Genomic DNA, 16344 nt, shown 5'->3' on the forward strand with positions numbered 1-16344 from the left:
TTAATGGAGGTGTAAGAAATATGGCAGTAAAAATCCGCTTAAAACGCATGGGTTCTAAAAGAAATCCATTTTACCGTATGGTAGTTGCAGATGCACGTGCTCCACGTGATGGACGTTACATCGAACCTGTTGGAACATACAACCCAGTTGTTAGCCCGGCAGAAGTAAAATTGGACGAAGAATTAGTATTGAAATGGTTAGCCGACGGTGCTCAACCTTCTGATACAGTTCGTAACATCCTTTCAAAAGAAGGTATTATGAAAAAATTCCACGATTCAAAAAACAGTAAATAAAAAGGATGAGGACTATGGCTGACATGAATGAATTAATTCTTACCATTGTTCGCCCTCTTGTAAGTCATCCTGAAGAACTAGCACTTGTTACTGTAGATTCTGAAGAGTTTTTAGAGTATCATTTATCGGTTCATCCAGATGATATCGGGCGCGTAATTGGGAAAAAAGGTCGCGTAGCAAAAGCGATTCGTACAGTTGTCTATAGCGTTAAAGTTTCAGGACCGAAACGTGTCAGGCTAACAATTGTCGATAGCTAGTATTCTTGAAAGAATCAAACCATTTCTTTTAGAAATGGTTTTTTCTTTTGCCTTACTACTTTTTAGCCACCGCTAAAAGAAACATATGGTACAATTACAACGATTAAACTAAAAAGCAAATGAGGGATATTGTGGCTGATTTATATAATGTAGGGAAAATAGTAAATACTCAAGGAATTAAAGGTGAAGTGCGGGTAATTTCAAGAACAGATTTCCCCGATAAGCGGTATAAAAAAGGTTCGAAATTATTGCTTGAACAAGAGGGTAAACAAAGTATTGAATTAACGGTAGCAAGCCACCGAAAACATAAGACATTTGATATTCTTTCGTTTGAAAACCATCCATCGATCAATGATGTTGAGAAGTACCGCGATGGAATTTTAAAAGTAACGGAAGATCAACTGGGAGAGTTGCCAGAGAATGAATATTACCTTCATCAAATCATCGGCTTAACGGTTCAAGATGAAGAAGGGACAAAAATCGGGAAAATTACGGAAGTATTGTCTCCAGGGGCAAACGATGTTTGGGTCATCCAACGCTCAGAACAAAAAGATCTTTTAATTCCATATATTGAAGACGTGGTGTTAAAGGTTGATTTAGAGCAGCAATTGGTTACCATACATGTTATGGAAGGGTTATTAGATTAATGAAGATTGATGTTTTAACGCTTTTCCCCAGAATGTTTGAAGGCCCTCTGACTGAATCGATTATAGGAAAAGCAATTGAGAGGCAATTGTTGGATGTTACCGTAATGAATTTCCGTGATTTCTCTGAAAACAAACACCGCAACGTTGATGATTATCCTTATGGCGGCGGTGCTGGTATGTTATTAACAGCGCAGCCTATTTTCGGAGCTTTGGACACCATTCAAGCAGAAAACCCGGAAACAAAAAAACGGGTCATTTTACTCGATCCAGCAGGGGTGCCTTTTACTCAATCCGTCGCTGAGGAATTAGCTGAAGAAGAGCATCTAGTGTTTATCTGCGGCCATTATGAAGGGTATGATGAACGTATTCGCTCTTTAGTAACCGATGAGATTTCTTTAGGCGATTATGTTTTAACAGGCGGAGAATTAGGCGCTATGGTTATGATTGATGCTACAGTTCGATTGTTGCCAGAAGTACTCGGAAATGAAGAATCTGCTAAAACCGATTCGCATTCTACAGGGCTGCTGGAACATCCGCAATACACCAGGCCGGCAGATTATCGCGGTATGAAAGTTCCGGACGTTTTGCTCAGTGGCAACCATAAAAAGATTGCTGAGTGGCAAGAAAAAGAATCATTGCGAAGAACGTATTTGCGAAGACCTGATATGTTGGAACAGCTTGAATTAACAAAAGAACAAAAAAACTGGTTAGCCGAAATCAAGTCAGAAGAATGCTGATTTAGGATTAAAAAGAAGCAAAACTACTTTACACCCTATTCTGAATGTGTTAAACTATTTTGGTGAGTGGGTAAAGCCCACTGAAATAACGATATTCCGCTGTGTCCGAATGGAGATGCATGAATGTTTGTTGGAAGGAGAAAAAACCATGAATTTAATCGAATCAATTACTAACGAACAATTGCGCGAAGATATCCCAGCTTTCCGTCCAGGAGATACTGTTCGTGTTCACGCAAAAATCGTTGAGGGTACAAGAGAACGTATCCAATTATTTGAAGGCGTTGTAATCAAACGTCGTGGTGCTGGAATTAGCGAAACTTATACAGTTCGTAAAATTTCTAATGGCGTAGGTGTTGAACGTACTTTCCCATTACACACTCCACGTGTAGCTCAAATTGAAGTTGTACGCTTTGGTAAAGTCCGTCGTGCTAAATTGTATTACTTACGTGCTTTACACGGTAAAGCAGCTCGTATCAAAGAAGTTAGAAGATAATCATTTTTTGACTATCTATCTAAGCACAAAAGAAAAAGTCCTTGTCTATCAAGGGCTTTTTCTTTTTGTACTTTTTTCTAAACCTATCATACTTGACCACTTTACCTAAGATTGTTCTAGGTCGTTTAGAGAGGTAAAAAGTTAAAGTAAAAAAGCTGACAAAACGTTTAAATAGTTTCTTAGACAATCGTCTCTATAGTTAATAGCTGTTCTATTAACTATAGAAGATGTGACAACACTACATGAAACTGCTAGAATATGTTGGAGCGAAACTCTTCAACTTGTCTCATGTTTTGCTCTGTTGTTCAACATTAGACGAAGTTAAAAAAGATAGATAGTAAAGGAGCTATGAAAATGTTAGATAAAAAAATACCCTATGTTGAAATTTGGATGAAACGATCAGCTGGTTTGCCCATAAGAGAAAAAAAGCTGCCAGAAGAGTTTAAAATTACTACTTATCAATTGGAGGATGAAAAAGCTTGGGCTGAAATTGAATGTTCAGTTTTAGAGTTTGAGGAGATAAAGGATGCACTTGCATACTTTGATAAGTCTTTTGCCCCTTATCCAGAAGAATTAAAAAAAAGAATGCTGTTTATCGAAACAGAAGATGGAGAAAAAGTCGCTACTTGTAGTGCTTGGTGGAAAGAGGTCGCCGGAAAGAAAGTTCCAATCCTTCATTGGTTAGCAGTTAAACCAGAGTTTCAAGGGCATGGTTTAGCTACCGTTTTAGTAAGTGAAGTGACCAAATTATTACAAAAATACGGTGAAAATCAACCGATTTATCTACATACTCAAACATGGAGCCACGCAGCGATTGGCTTATACGAATCGTTTGGCTATCAACTGGTGAAAGAAAATATAGATGGATCTGTTAATCCAAATTATCTGCAAGCTATGATGATTTTAGAACGTTTAAAGAAGTGAACTTATTCAAAAGTTAGTGAAATTAAACATTAATGATACGCTGTTTTTTATACAAAACGACTCTTCAAAAACTGGTTCTTTGTCAAATTGTGTTTGCTTGTAGAAGCCCTTTGGTCTCCAAATTTTCAAGCCTCAAACGTGCGCCGTTCTTTAGGGATCAATTACGCGTGTCTGTCGCCAATGAAAGAAGTTCGGAAATTGATAGTCGATAACTAATTGCTCCTTTTCTATGTTGATGAAAATTTTCAGCAGGTTAATGTTGTTTTAGGTCACAACCGGTTAAAAAGTGAAAACTCTTTGAGAAGCTTGTATTTCATAGAATGAATACGTTATACTTAAGATGAAAATGGGATTAGAAAAAACGAAGTGAGGTATTCAAGTGACGAAAATTACAGAGCAATTTGAAGCGATATTAAGAGAGAAACAGATACCATTGGCTAAAAGACAAATTGACAATGGTCAAATTTTATACAATGGAAAGTTCCAAATCACTAAACAACATGCTTTGCCATTTGGAATCGTGTTTGATAAAGAAGAGGGAATCAGCGATTATCAAATCGTTTATCATAATTTGGCTTTTGTAACCAATTTTGATAAAAAAGCAGCTGTTTTGGAACTGTTGAATGAATTAAATGAAATGAAATCAGGGTATTACCGAATTTGTCTGGGAGCAGATGGAGAAGTTTATATGCGCTTGCTTAGCAGAACATCTAACGACGTGGTCCCGCTTTATGAGATGCTGGTAACGGGTTCGACTATTGCAAAAGCTGTTATGCCGCTTATTGAAGCAGCAGCAGGTATCTCTAAACCAGAGTAAATAAATTGGGTTATGCAAAGGAGAGAAATACGATGCCCCAATCTAAAAGTTTGTTTCATGCTGAAATGGTTAATGAACATGGAGTAGATGGAGTAGCTTATGTGAAAAACGGCGGCTTAGAAGTGACTGTATCTAGTCCAATTACTGAGGCTGCAGGCACAAATCCAGAGGAATTATTAGGGTTGTCTCTAAGTACGTGTTTAAATGCGACCATCCAATCCTTATTAAAAGCTAGAGGAAAAAACAATCAAAGCCGTGTAGAAGTTCAAGTTGATTTTATGCGAGAATCTTCTGGAATTGGTTTTTTCTTTGAAGTAGTAGGGTTAGCCCAAATAAAGGGGATGGCTCTTGAAGAAGCTGATAAACTAGTGAAAGAAGCTGAAAAACGGTGTCCTGTTTCTAAGTTATTAGCTGGAAGTCAAACGGTCACCATTAAAACAGTTGAAGCAGCTAAAGAGTAACATACAAATAAAAAAAGAAACTTTGGCACTTAAAAGCGGTGTGCAAAGTTTCTTTTTTACGTTCATTAACGATAATTAGTAAATTGTAAAGCAATCGGAAGACTTGCTTCTCTTAGAAGAGCGATAACTTTTTGCAGATCATCTCTATTTTTTCCTGTGACACGTATTTGGTCATCTTGGATTTGAGTTTTAACTTTACTGCCGGATTGTTTAATCAATTGTGTAATCGTCTTAGCATGTTCTTTATTAATACCATTCATCAAATCAGCGGTTTGTCGAACATTTCCTCCGAATGCCGTCTCGACTTTTCCAAAATGTAAATTTTTTGAAGAAACGTCTCGTTTGATCAATTTATTCGTTAAGACGTCTTTGACTTGTTCTATCTTAAATTCACTTTCTGAAACGATGATCACCTGCTCTTTTTCTAAACTGATTTCACTGATAGATCCTTTAAAATCGAAACGATTATCAATTTCTTTTTTAGTCATTTGAATAGCATTTTTAACTTCTTCCACATTTGTTTCAGAAACAATATCAAAACTAGCTTCTTTTGCCATTTTTTTCCCTCCGTATTCAGTTGATGGTTTAAATCTACTAATAGTGTACCATATTGGGAAAAGAGGCTAAAGGAAACGATTGCAAATTAAAGCTTTTTAATGCAACCGGATTCTTCTTTATTTATGCTGAGAAGCTTGCTATTCTAAAAGAGCACGAAAAAGGAGAACTGAAATGATAAAATTAAAAACACCGAACTTTTGGCTGGAACAAGCAAAAAAAATCTTTTTCGTTTTATTTGCCTCTATTACAAATGCCATTGCTTTAAATAATTTTTTAATACCTTCCAGTATTTACGCACCTGGCGTAAATGGGATTTCGCAATTATTGGCACATTTAACAACTGAATGGTTTCACTTAACGGTTGATACGGGTATTTTTATTTTACTCATCAATATCCCCATTGCTTTGTTAGGGTGGTTTAAAATCGGAAAAGATTTTACATTGTATAGTTTTCTAACCTCCCTGATGGTTTCTTTTTTCACGATTGTATTGCCTATCAGCCCGTTGACCACTGATCCTATTATGAATGCTCTATTTGGAGGCGTTATTGGCGGGGCAGGAATTGGGTTTGCATTAAAATACGGTTTTTCAACAGGCGGGATAGATATCATTTCGATGGTTTTGGCAAAAACAACGGGAAGATCAGTCGGTAGCTTATTGTTAGCCATTAACTGTTTGATTGTTATAGCAGCTGGGTTTCTAAATGGATGGCAATATGCTATGTACACGCTGCTTTCTATTTATGTAATGACCAGAGTGGTAGATATGGTCCATACGAGTCACCAGAAAGTTACTGCGATGATCGTGACTAATGATCCGGATGCTCTTATAAAAGCCATTCATGCAAAGCTGATACGAGGAATAACGGTTATTCCTGCAAAAGGCGGGTATACAGGAATAGACCGATCAGTATTAATGATCGTGATCAGCAATTATGAAATGTATGAATTGGAACAAGCAGTTAAGGAAGCGGATGCAGCAGCATTTGTTAATTTTATGGGAACGAATAAAGTTCTAGGCGAATTTTTAAGTTCAGATCAACAAAAAGCTAGAAGGGACAATTCATAAAACGAACAGAAAAAAGCTTTGAACGATGTTTCAAACGTTCAAAGCTTTTTTGTTTAGATTAAACCAAGATAATCTTCTAGATAATGGGCTAAACCATCTTCTGCATTGGTTTTTTCAGTAATATCATTGGCAATATCTTTAAGAGCTTCGATTCCGTTTTGCATCACAACGCCATGACCAGCGTATTGAATCATCTCGTAATCGTTGTCTTCATCGCCAAAAGCGACAATGTCTTGTTGCTTGATTCCATAGACGCTTGCGATCCGTTCAACGCCCATTGCTTTTTGAACTCCAGCAGCCACAACTTCTAAACAAGGCGATTGTCCGCCCCAAGTTCTTACTTCTACTAAATCTCCGTAGCGTTGGATAATTTTATTCGTGATGAATGCTTGATTCTCTTTTGCAGTGAAGACACAGACGGAAGTAGGGTCTTCTTTTAAATTAGCAGCAGAAAGTTTTAGAGTCTCTTTTTGGCCGTTCGGGAAAAAATCGGGATAAGGCAGATAGTTTTCATCCGCATAAACGGTGTTTTGAAGTTCGGCAGCAATTAACTGAATATCGAATTCTTTTTTCAAATCTAACATACTGAGAGCGATATCGCGATCCAATGTTTTATGGTACTGAGCAGACCATTGGGCTTCATTAGGCAAATGACATAAAGCGCCGTTAAAGTTGACCATTGGTGTATCCATTTCGAGTTGCGTGTAATAATGTTTGCTGCTGCGGTAAGGTCTGCCTGTAGCAATCGAAATGATGTGGCCGGCTTGTTTAGCCTTTTGAAAAACGGCTTGTGTTTTTAGCGTGATATTTGATTGAGGGTTCAGTGTGGTCCCATCTAAATCAATGGCGATTAATTTTCTGTTCATGAGGGCCTCCATTTAGCGCTTTTTATTTTTTTGAATGACTATTTTTTTATGTTAAACTAAAATAGTAAAGACTATATTTTTATTTTACCATAAAGTTCGGAGCAATAGATAAATAATGAAATGAGGAAAACAGATGATCTCAATTAAATCGGTTACGGTAGCTGGATTGCCTTTGTTAGAAGTCGCACCTTTAGGAAAAGAAACAGATGAATTGCCTACAGTGGTTTTTTACCATGGCTGGACCAATCACAAAGAAAGTTCATTGGTCAATGGGTACGAACTTGCTAAAAGAGGGTTTCGCGCGCTTTTGCCAGAAGCCCATCTTCATGGGGAACGCAGTGCTGGCGAATTATTAGAAAAAGACAGCCCCGAGTTTTGGGATGTGATTGCACACAGTTTAGCAGAATTGCCCGTATTAAAAGATCATTATATCCAAATGGGGTTATCTGATCCAAACCGTTTTGGTGTAAGCGGACTTTCGATGGGAGGAATTACAACCTGTGCAGCTTTAACTCAATTTCCTTGGATCAAAGCCGCTGTGGTTTTAATGGGCAGTCCTTCACCCGTTTCGTTTTCAAAATGGTTGTTGTCTTCTAAATGGGTCGAAGGGATGAATGCTCCATTCAATGAAGCTGACTATGCAAAAGAATTAGCGGCACTTCAACCGATTTCATTAGATGCTCAACCAGAAGCGATTGCTGGTCGACCAGTTCACTTCTGGCATGGTACAAAGGATGACTTAGTACCTTATCAACCCACTTTTGATTTTTATCAGTCCATTAAAGATCAACCTTATGCCGAGAATGTCAGTTTTACAACCACGGTTGGAGCGGGTCATAAAGTCCCTTATTTGGCATCTGTAGAAATGGCAGAGTTCTTTTTGAAACATTTATAATTTTTTCACAATATCTCTTTGATATTATTTACTTTCCGTATAAGAACAAGTAAACTGAATAGTGAATACAGGAGGTGCTTAACCAGATGGAGAATAAAAATAAACTTTGGAATACAGAAGAAGCAGCTGAAATTCATGAGCGTATTAGTGCAGCTTTGGAACAAGTTATTGACCCTGAATTGGGAATCGATATTGTTAATTTAGGACTCGTTTATCATGTTTACCTATATGAAACGGGTCTTTGTGTGGTAGAAATGACGCTTACTACCATGGGGTGTCCGCTTGCCGATGTGATTACCAATGATATTATAGAAGCTCTAAAAGTTATTCCTGAAGTGAGGGCTTCAGAAGTAAAACTGGTTTGGTATCCTGCTTGGGATACTTCAAAAATGAGCCGTTATGCTCGTATTGCGCTAGGAATTCGTTGATGAAAACAGTTCTTTAAATTTGCGCATAAGATATAAACTGATCAACTAAGTTTCTGTACAGCTAAGTCCTCAAAATTGACACTTGTTTTTCTGGTCTTTAAAGTAATAACTATACTAGGAGGATAAGAGGGGGGATGAATCGTGAAGGTACTTTTGATCGGTGAAGTTTATTCTGAAAACCTCGGAGACGGCGTCATTTGTGAAACGGTTGCTAGTTTGATTCGTAAAGAGTATTCCAATTGTACACTTGTGATGGGAGATATCTCAGGGAAAAAAGGGTATGAAGACAATCCAAACACGAAAAAATCGCATGCCAAGCTGTTTAATTTTAACCGGCATTTTCACTCAGCAATTGAATATCCGCTTTATCTTCTGCTCAACAGCAGTAAAGGTAAAAAGACGTTCATTCAAGATATTTGTGATGATGATTACGATATTGCTGTATTTGCAGGCGGACAGCTGTTATTCAACCATTTTATCATTCCTATTTCAAGGTATGTTAGAGCTTTAAGTGAAAAAGGAGTGCCAGTGGTTTTTCACTCTTGTGGATTAGGAAAAATCAAAGGGCGTCAATTAAAAAAGTTGTTAAAAAAGACATTATTAAAAGAAAATGTTATCTCAGTATCTCTGAGAGATAACTTAGAAACTTTTCAAAAAGAGATCATGAGTGATGATGAAATAGAAGTTCAACAAACTTACGATACAGCATTATGGTGCAGTGAAGAGTATGGAATCAGAAAAGAACCAAGTGAACGAATAGGGTTGGGTGTGATGCATCTAGCTGGGCGTAAAAAACAAATGATAAAGTTCTGGTTAAACGTGGTAGCGGAATTAGATAAACAGGATTTGAAATGGCAGTTGTTTTGTAACGGCGATCCAGCAGATGAAGAATTAGCGAAAGAGATTGCTTCGTCTTATAACCGCTCGCATCCCCAAGGCAAATCAGATTTAGCAGCTCCGCGTCCGATGACAGGCGAGGATCTGGTTCGGCAAATTGCTGGTTATCATTCCATCTTGTCTTTTAGATTGCACAGTCATATTGTGGCTTGTTCTCTCGGCATTCCAAGTTTAGCTGTCGGTTGGGATAAAAAAGTAAATTATTTTTTTCAGGCTATTGGGCAGCCAGAACGTGTTTTTACTCATGAAGATCCTGTTTCAGAAATCATTAAAAAGCTGGAGCAGTTAAACGGAGAAAAATACGATCTCAAAAAAATCCAGTTGCAGAAACAAGCTGTTTTGGATCAGTTGTACGATAGTATCGAAAATGCATTAACCCACCAGGTCGGAGACTTTTTTCCCGAAAAAGAGCAAAAGAAAAGTATCTATTGAAAACTGTTCAGCATTCTTTCTCGCTAAGCTTTATGAGAAAGGGTGCTGTTTTTTTGAAAAAGATAATAAAATTTGACTAGAAAATTTAAAGGGGTAAAGTAAACAGTGAACCCACTGTTTTATTAAAAACGTAGCTATATTATTGACCAATTCTGACCAAATAGATATAATAAGTTCAAGAATAAAAAGAAAAAGGGAGGAATGTATGTTGGATATTGAAAAATTAACTTCCACTATGCAGCAAGCTTTAGGTGATGCACAGCAAATAGCTGTTACAAGGCGCCATCAAGAGATAGACATTTTGCATTTGTGGAAAATATTTATGACACCGGGTCATTTTGCACGTAATTTTTATCAAAATAGCGGCGTTGACGTTACTAAATTCGAACAGCTTATTGATGAGGAACTCGATCGCTTGCCAGTTGTTGAAGGCAATACAGTTAGTTATGGCCAAACTATGAGCCAAAATCTATTTCGTTTGTTATCTGAAGCCGATCAGTTGCGAGAATCTTTCCAAGATGACTATTTAGCAACAGAAATGGTTCTTTTAGCTTTAATGAAACTAAAAAACCATGTTTTAACAAACTACTTGGATTCACAAGGAATAAAAGAAAAACAATTAAGGACGGAAATCGAACAATTGCGAGGAGGAGAGCGTGTGACGTCACAAAACCAAGAAGAAGGCTATCAAGCCCTAGAAAAATATGGCACAGACCTTGTGCAAGCCGTTAAAAGCGGGAAGCAAGATCCTGTCATTGGACGGGACGAAGAAATCCGCGATGTGATTCGTATCTTGTCGCGTAAAACAAAAAATAACCCTATTTTAATTGGTGAACCTGGAGTTGGTAAGACAGCCATCGTGGAAGGGCTAGCTCAACGAATCGTCCGAAAAGATGTCCCTGAAAACCTGAAAGACAAAACAATATTTTCTTTAGATATGGGAGCGTTGATTGCTGGAGCTAAATTTCGTGGCGAATTTGAAGAACGTTTAAAAGCTGTTTTAAAAGAAGTGAAAAAAAGCGAAGGGAAAATCATCTTGTTTATTGATGAAATCCATACTATCGTCGGTGCTGGAAAAACAGAAGGCAGCATGGATGCTGGAAACTTATTGAAACCAATGTTGGCTCGTGGTGAGTTGCATTGTATAGGTGCGACCACATTAGATGAATATCAACAATATATGGAAAAAGACAAGGCATTGGAACGCCGTTTTCAACGAGTGCAAGTCAATGAACCTTCAGTTGAAGATACCATCAGTATTTTGAGAGGATTGAAAGAACGGTTTGAAATCCACCACAGTGTGAACATCCATGATAATGCGTTGGTCGCAGCAGCTACTCTTTCTGATCGTTACATTACTGATCGGTATTTGCCAGACAAAGCAATTGATTTGGTGGACGAAGCTTGTGCAACGATTCGAGTTGAAATGAATTCAATGCCGACTGAGTTAGATCAAGTAACACGACGGTTAATGCAGTTAGAAATTGAAGAAGCAGCTTTGAAAAAAGAAAAAGATGATGCAAGCAAACGAAGATTAGAGTTGTTGCGTGAAGAATTAGCTGATTTACGTGAAGAAACCAATTTATTAAAAATGAAATGGGAAACAGAAAAAGAAGAAGTTTCAAAATTGCGTGACAAACGTGCTGAGATTGAACAAGCTCGGCGTGAATTAGAAGATGCTGAAAGCAATTACGATTTGGAGCGAGCAGCAGTCTTGCGGCATGGACAAATACCAGCCTTGGAAAAAGAATTAAAAGAATTAGAAGCAGAACAGAATGAAGAACAATCCAGTTCTCAACGTTTAGTTCAAGAATCGGTTACTGAAAATGAAATTGCAGTTGTTGTTGGCCGGGTAACGGGAATACCAGTTACACGCTTAGTAAAAGGCGAACGCGAAAAATTGCTGCATTTAGCAGATACGTTACATGAACGGGTCATTGGACAAGATGAGGCTGTCGAAAGTGTTACAGACGCTGTTATTCGAGCACGAGCAGGTCTTCAAGATCCTAATCGGCCTTTGGGTTCGTTCTTATTTTTAGGGCCTACTGGAGTAGGAAAGACAGAATTAGCTAAAGCTTTAGCAGAAAATTTGTTTGACTCTCAAGACCGTATGGTACGCATCGATATGAGCGAATACATGGAGAAACATGCCGTTTCACGTTTAGTAGGGGCTCCTCCAGGTTATGTAGGGTATGAAGAAGGCGGACAATTGACAGAAGCTATTCGGCGCAATCCGTATAGTATTATTTTGCTGGATGAAATAGAAAAAGCTCATCCAGATGTTTTTAATGTTTTATTGCAAGTGCTAGATGATGGACGGTTAACCGATGGTAAAGGTCGCATAGTTGATTTTAAAAATACGGTTTTAATTATGACGAGCAATATCGGCTCTTCTGTTTTGTTAGAAGGTACGGATGCAAATGGCCAAATCGATGAAGCTTCCAAAGAAGAAGTAATGGCTTTATTGAGTGCCCATTTTAAACCGGAATTTTTAAACCGAATCGATGACACGGTTCTTTTTGCTCCATTGACAATCGAAGTAGTGAAGAAAATTATTCTTAAATTGACGAATGATTTAGCAGAACGCTTGGAAGATCAAGAGATTGAGTTGTCCATTTCAGAAGAAGCTCAAAGATGGATCGCTGAAAATGCTTATGATCCAATCTATGGCGCACGTCCGTTAAAACGGTATTTAACAAAAGCTATTGAAACACCTTTAGCAAAAGAGATCATTGCTGGGAAAGTGTTGCCAAAATCCAAAGTGACTATTACGTTAGAACAAGACCACTTAGCTTTTGCACACCAACCGCTTGATGAAACCATAGATTAAAATTAAAAAATAAAAACAAAAAAAGCATCCGCAATTCAGGATGCTTTTTTTCTTACGGCTATTCGTGAGCCGAAGTTGTGTGAACGGTTTTTGGAATAGCTTGGCCGATCAGCATGATCAAAATCGCTGAAACAAGTCCAATTAATGTAGCTGTCATAAAATCATATGAACCACCAGTTAACGAACTTCCAATGTAATTTACAGCTTGTCCGATGCAAAATCCCCAAAACAAAGTAATAATATATTTCATTTTTAAACACCCCTTCTTCCACATGTTAATTTTATCACTTAAAAAAAGATTGTAAAGCTTTAACCTCGGTTTTTCTCATTTAAAGAGTTTGCGAAACGTTCTACAGTAAGGGTATAATAGAAACGATGGAACCAGAATGGAGTGACGAAAATGTCATTTGTACATTTACAAGTTATTAGTGCCTATAGTTTATTAAAAAGTACGATTTCGATTGAAAAACTCGTTATAACCGCTAAGGAGCGTGGCTATCAAGCTATAGCGTTGACAGACCATAATGTCTTATATGGCGCCATCGATTTTTATAAAGCCTGTAAAAAACATGGAATCAAACCCATTATCGGCTTAGCACTAGAAATCAGCGGTGTAGTAGATACTCAAAAAAATTATTCGCTTATTTTATTAGCTAAAAATGCAGCAGGTTACAGGAGTTTGATGGAACTGTCCAGTCAAAAAATGTTATTGGACAGAAATGAGATGCTGGATGGAAGCATATTAAAAGAGCACAGTAAAGAATTGATTGCTATTACGCCTGGAATAACCGGCGAAGCAGAATATTTTTTAATGAACCAAGAAAATACAAAAGCGAAAGACGTTATCGAACAGTACCGAGCGATTTTTCCTGAGCAGCAATTTTATGTAGGGGTTCAATTGCACGATTCTTTAAAAACCATCCAAACAGAGTTGGTGGCATTGGCGCAACAGACCGCTGTTCAAACTGTAGCTTTGGACGATGTGCGGTATTTGAATTCAGCTGATGACTTCAGTACGAAAGTATTAAGAGCTATTGACTCTGGTGAAAAGATCGATTTAGAGGGTCAAATAATGGAAGGCCCTTATGCTTTGCCTGAAAAGGTTCAAATAGTGAGCGATTTTGAAGCCGCTGGTTTACAAGAAGCTGTCAAACAAACGGAAAAGATTGCTGAACTCATTGACGTTGAAATTGAATTGCAACAACATTTACTGCCAAAGTATCCTTTACCGGAACAAATTCAGACGGCTGCGTATTTGCGTGACCGCTGTACGGAAGGCTTAGGGAAACGAGTTCCAAATTATGATGCGGTATATCAGCAGCGCCTTGATCATGAATTAGCTGTTATCCATAAAATGGGTTTTGAAGATTATTTTCTGATCGTATGGGACCTCATGGCATATGCTCATGAAGAAAAAATAGTTACCGGGGCAGGAAGAGGCTCAGCGGCAGGTTCGTTGGTGTCTTTTGCATTAGGCATTACAGATGTCGATCCGATCGTCTACAATTTATTATTTGAACGTTTTTTGAATGAAGAACGCTATACGATGCCGGATATCGACTTAGACTTTCCAGACAATCGACGCGAAGAAATGCTGCAGTATGTAAAAACGAAATACGGGCAAGATCATGTGGCTCAAATTGCCACTTTTGGAACATTGGCAGCAAAAATGGCTTTACGAGATGTTGCACGAACGTTTGACCTTAGCCAAGCTGAGGCGAGCGTTTGGTCCAATGCCATTCCAAAAGTCTTAGGAATCACACTTCAAGCTGCTTATAAGCAATCCGCTTCCCTGCGAGAACTAGTGCAAAAAAGCGAAAAAAATCGTTTGTTATTTGAAACAGCACAAAAAATCGAAGGTTTGCCTAGGCACGTTTCAACGCATGCAGCCGGAGTCGTCATCAGTGACCAACGGTTAAATCGTTATTTGCCTTTACAAAAAGGCAGCGGTACGATTTATTTGACGCAATACGCTATGGGAAATGTAGAAGAAATCGGCTTGTTAAAGATGGACTTTTTAGGCTTGAAAAATCTGGCAATCATTGATCAGGCTTTAAAGCTGATCAAACGCGAGGAGAAAATAACTCTTGATTTGCTCGATCTCCCAATGGACGATCCGTTGACATTAGAAGTATTTTACAAAGCCGATACTGTCGGGATATTCCAGTTTGAATCAGCCGGTATTAAAAATGTACTGCGGAAATTGGGACCGACTTCAATTGAAGATGTGGCCGCGGTAAATGCATTGTATCGTCCTGGTCCAATGGAACAAATTGATTTATTTATTCAACGGAAAAAAGGCCAAGTTCCCATTGTTTATCCTCATGACAGCTTGAAAGAGATTTTGGAAGTCACGTATGGCGTGATGGTTTATCAAGAACAAGTCATGCAAGTAGCTTCTAAAATGGGCGGCTATACATTAGGGCAAGCCGATATTTTGCGAAGAGCCATTGGGAAAAAACAAAAAGATATTATCGACTTGGAACGAACCCATTTTGTCAATGGTGCTAAGGAACTGGGGTATACACAAGAAGTTGCGACTCAAGTTTACGACTATATTGAACGGTTTGCCGACTATGGCTTTAACCGCTCGCATGCTGTCGCTTATGCTTTCATCGCTTACCAGATGGCTTATTTAAAAGCTCATTATCCAGCAGCGTTTTTTGTTGCATTGTTAAACTCAGCCTCAAACAACCCTACCAAAATGAAAGAATTTATTTTGGAAGCTAAAACACGAAAAATCATTTTATCGCCGCCTGATATTAACAAAAGTTTTTCGGTCTTTTCGTTAAAAGAGGGAGAAATTCAATTTGGTTTAGGGTCGATCAAAGGATTGAGAAGAGAAATGATCCTGGAGATTATCCGCACCAGAAAAGAAACTGGAGCATTTCATGATCTGATCGACTTCCTTCGACGGATAGATGCAAAATGGCTGAAAGAAGAATACATTAAACCGTTGATCTATACGGGGGCTTTTGATACTTTAGGCTATTCCAGAGGAGTATTGATTGCTTCTTTAGAAGGCATTTTATCGAGCATTAAATTGAGTGGCGATAACGTTGGGTTATTCGATATTTTAAAACCTAAATATGAAACGGCTGAAGATTTAACCCTTGAGGAGAAACTAGAAGCAGAAGAACACTATTTAGGAGTATATTTATCAGGACACCCTACTGAAAATTATGAAAATTTACGTTTCTTGAAACAAGCCAGTTTCATTCAAAATCTGCAAGTCGGCAATCAAGGAAACGTTATAGGCTTAGTCAAAGCTGTTCGGAAAATCAGGACCAAAAAAGGCGAACCAATGGCATTTGTAACACTAAATGATGCTTCAGGGGATTGTTCACTAACCCTTTTCCCGCCTAAATACCGTCAGTATAGCCGCTTACTTGAAAAGGGTGAAATTCTCTATGTAGAAGGAAAAGTAGAAGCCAATCGCGATCAAACGCCGCAAATGATCGTCAATCGTCTAGAAAATGTTGAACAACTCAACCAAGACCAAAGCCCAGACAGATGTTTTATTCGGATATCTTCTGAAAAAAACAATATTCAGATATTGTCTGAAATGAAAGAAACGTTAAAGCAGCATTCAGGAAACATTCCTGTTATTCTATATTACGAAGCAACCAATAAAAAAATGGTGCTGGATGAAACTGAGTGGGTCGACGGGTCAGAAATGTTACAAGAAGTTCTCAAAAAAATTATGGGTTCTAAAAATGTGGTTATCCAAAAAGGATGAAA

17 protein-coding genes are annotated in these 16344 nt (G+C 38.1%); 14 read left to right on the forward strand and 3 right to left on the reverse strand.

From position 1 onward, the window contains the following. The first annotated feature begins 20 nt into the window (after positions 1–20). From rpsP to JHE06_RS04945, 8 genes are all read left to right on the forward strand, one after another. Positions 21–293 (forward strand): 30S ribosomal protein S16, encoded by a 273-nt coding sequence (gene rpsP, locus JHE06_RS04910; RefSeq protein WP_058918347.1) that lies wholly within the window; start codon positions 21–23, stop codon positions 291–293. Positions 294–307: 14 nt separating this feature from the next. Then, complete coding sequence (locus JHE06_RS04915; RefSeq protein ID WP_058918348.1) at positions 308–550, forward strand: KH domain-containing protein; 243 nt, start codon at positions 308–310, stop codon at positions 548–550. Between the two features lie 131 nt (positions 551–681). Continuing rightward, positions 682–1197 carry a ribosome maturation factor RimM gene (gene rimM / locus JHE06_RS04920; protein ID WP_058918349.1) on the forward strand — a complete coding sequence of 172 codons (516 nt, stop codon included), beginning with the start codon at positions 682–684 and terminating at the stop codon, positions 1195–1197. Further along, the gene (gene trmD / locus JHE06_RS04925; RefSeq protein WP_201089655.1) at positions 1197–1934 is read left to right on the forward strand and encodes a tRNA (guanosine(37)-N1)-methyltransferase TrmD; all 738 of its coding nucleotides are present in this window, start codon (positions 1197–1199) and stop codon (positions 1932–1934) included. The genes rimM and trmD overlap by 1 nt, the downstream gene beginning before the upstream one ends. A gap of 148 nt (positions 1935–2082) precedes the next feature. Further along, on the forward strand, positions 2083–2427 hold the full coding sequence (gene rplS / locus JHE06_RS04930; protein WP_058920195.1) for a 50S ribosomal protein L19: 345 nt from the start codon (positions 2083–2085) through the stop codon (positions 2425–2427). Between the two features lie 354 nt (positions 2428–2781). Further along, complete coding sequence (locus JHE06_RS04935) at positions 2782–3351, forward strand: GNAT family N-acetyltransferase (RefSeq protein ID WP_058918351.1); 570 nt, start codon at positions 2782–2784, stop codon at positions 3349–3351. A gap of 379 nt (positions 3352–3730) precedes the next feature. Then, on the forward strand, positions 3731–4168 hold the full coding sequence (locus JHE06_RS04940; protein WP_058918352.1) for a hypothetical protein: 438 nt from the start codon (positions 3731–3733) through the stop codon (positions 4166–4168). Positions 4169–4200: 32 nt separating this feature from the next. Continuing rightward, positions 4201–4629 carry an OsmC family protein gene (locus JHE06_RS04945; protein ID WP_058918353.1) on the forward strand — a complete coding sequence of 143 codons (429 nt, stop codon included), beginning with the start codon at positions 4201–4203 and terminating at the stop codon, positions 4627–4629. A gap of 65 nt (positions 4630–4694) precedes the next feature. Here JHE06_RS04945 and JHE06_RS04950 read toward each other — a convergent pair whose 3' ends face one another. Continuing rightward, positions 4695–5186, reverse strand: coding sequence for a YajQ family cyclic di-GMP-binding protein (locus JHE06_RS04950; RefSeq protein ID WP_201089657.1), 492 nt, complete (start codon positions 5184–5186; stop codon positions 4695–4697). A gap of 172 nt (positions 5187–5358) precedes the next feature. Here JHE06_RS04950 and JHE06_RS04955 point away from each other — a divergent pair, with 172 nt between their 5' ends. Continuing rightward, a complete protein-coding gene (locus JHE06_RS04955; RefSeq protein WP_201089659.1) occupies positions 5359–6255 on the forward strand; it encodes a YitT family protein in 897 nt (298 codons plus the stop codon). Positions 6256–6308: 53 nt separating this feature from the next. Here JHE06_RS04955 and JHE06_RS04960 read toward each other — a convergent pair whose 3' ends face one another. Further along, a complete protein-coding gene (locus JHE06_RS04960; RefSeq protein ID WP_058918356.1) occupies positions 6309–7121 on the reverse strand; it encodes a Cof-type HAD-IIB family hydrolase in 813 nt (270 codons plus the stop codon). Between the two features lie 133 nt (positions 7122–7254). Here JHE06_RS04960 and JHE06_RS04965 point away from each other — a divergent pair, with 133 nt between their 5' ends. From JHE06_RS04965 to clpB, 4 genes are all read left to right on the forward strand, one after another. Next, positions 7255–8016, forward strand: coding sequence for a prolyl oligopeptidase family serine peptidase (locus tag JHE06_RS04965; protein WP_201089661.1), 762 nt, complete (start codon positions 7255–7257; stop codon positions 8014–8016). Positions 8017–8102: 86 nt separating this feature from the next. Then, positions 8103–8444: a metal-sulfur cluster assembly factor gene (locus tag JHE06_RS04970; RefSeq protein ID WP_201089663.1), complete on the forward strand. Its 342-nt coding sequence runs from the start codon at positions 8103–8105 to the stop codon at positions 8442–8444. A 141-nt stretch (positions 8445–8585) separates the two neighbouring features. Continuing rightward, positions 8586–9773 carry a polysaccharide pyruvyl transferase family protein gene (locus JHE06_RS04975; protein ID WP_201089665.1) on the forward strand — a complete coding sequence of 396 codons (1188 nt, stop codon included), beginning with the start codon at positions 8586–8588 and terminating at the stop codon, positions 9771–9773. A 208-nt stretch (positions 9774–9981) separates the two neighbouring features. Then, positions 9982–12603, forward strand: coding sequence for an ATP-dependent chaperone ClpB (gene clpB, locus JHE06_RS04980; protein ID WP_201089946.1), 2622 nt, complete (start codon positions 9982–9984; stop codon positions 12601–12603). Between the two features lie 58 nt (positions 12604–12661). Here the strand turns inward: clpB and JHE06_RS04985 are convergent, their stop codons facing one another. Continuing rightward, positions 12662–12853: a YjzD family protein gene (locus JHE06_RS04985; RefSeq protein ID WP_058918360.1), complete on the reverse strand. Its 192-nt coding sequence runs from the start codon at positions 12851–12853 to the stop codon at positions 12662–12664. A gap of 150 nt (positions 12854–13003) precedes the next feature. On the opposite strand from JHE06_RS04985, the gene dnaE reads away from it, so the two are divergent. Next, on the forward strand, positions 13004–16342 hold the full coding sequence (dnaE, locus tag JHE06_RS04990; RefSeq protein WP_201089667.1) for a DNA polymerase III subunit alpha: 3339 nt from the start codon (positions 13004–13006) through the stop codon (positions 16340–16342). Positions 16343–16344: the final 2 nt, after the last annotated feature.

It is taken from the genome of Carnobacterium sp. CS13 (assembly GCF_016653495.1).
In the GTDB taxonomy this organism is placed as follows: domain Bacteria; phylum Bacillota; class Bacilli; order Lactobacillales; family Carnobacteriaceae; genus Carnobacterium_A; species Carnobacterium_A antarcticum.

Excerpts from the sequence above, each read along its gene's own strand:
- rpsP (WP_058918347.1), top strand. The coding sequence starts at position 21 with ATGGCAGTAAAAATCCGCTTAAAACGCATGGGTTCTAAAAGAAATCCA.
- JHE06_RS04915 (WP_058918348.1), top strand. The coding sequence starts at position 308 with ATGGCTGACATGAATGAATTAATTCTTACCATTGTTCGCCCTCTTGTA.
- trmD (WP_201089655.1), top strand. The coding sequence starts at position 1,197 with ATGAAGATTGATGTTTTAACGCTTTTCCCCAGAATGTTTGAAGGCCCT.
- rplS (WP_058920195.1), top strand. The coding sequence starts at position 2,083 with ATGAATTTAATCGAATCAATTACTAACGAACAATTGCGCGAAGATATC.
- JHE06_RS04935 (WP_058918351.1), top strand. The coding sequence starts at position 2,782 with ATGTTAGATAAAAAAATACCCTATGTTGAAATTTGGATGAAACGATCA.
- JHE06_RS04945 (WP_058918353.1), top strand. The coding sequence starts at position 4,201 with ATGCCCCAATCTAAAAGTTTGTTTCATGCTGAAATGGTTAATGAACAT.
- JHE06_RS04950 (WP_201089657.1), bottom strand. The coding sequence starts at position 5,186 with ATGGCAAAAGAAGCTAGTTTTGATATTGTTTCTGAAACAAATGTGGAA.
- JHE06_RS04955 (WP_201089659.1), top strand. The coding sequence starts at position 5,359 with ATGATAAAATTAAAAACACCGAACTTTTGGCTGGAACAAGCAAAAAAA.
- JHE06_RS04960 (WP_058918356.1), bottom strand. The coding sequence starts at position 7,121 with ATGAACAGAAAATTAATCGCCATTGATTTAGATGGGACCACACTGAAC.
- JHE06_RS04965 (WP_201089661.1), top strand. The coding sequence starts at position 7,255 with ATGATCTCAATTAAATCGGTTACGGTAGCTGGATTGCCTTTGTTAGAA.
- JHE06_RS04970 (WP_201089663.1), top strand. The coding sequence starts at position 8,103 with ATGGAGAATAAAAATAAACTTTGGAATACAGAAGAAGCAGCTGAAATT.
- JHE06_RS04985 (WP_058918360.1), bottom strand. The coding sequence starts at position 12,853 with ATGAAATATATTATTACTTTGTTTTGGGGATTTTGCATCGGACAAGCT.
- dnaE (WP_201089667.1), top strand. The coding sequence starts at position 13,004 with ATGTCATTTGTACATTTACAAGTTATTAGTGCCTATAGTTTATTAAAA.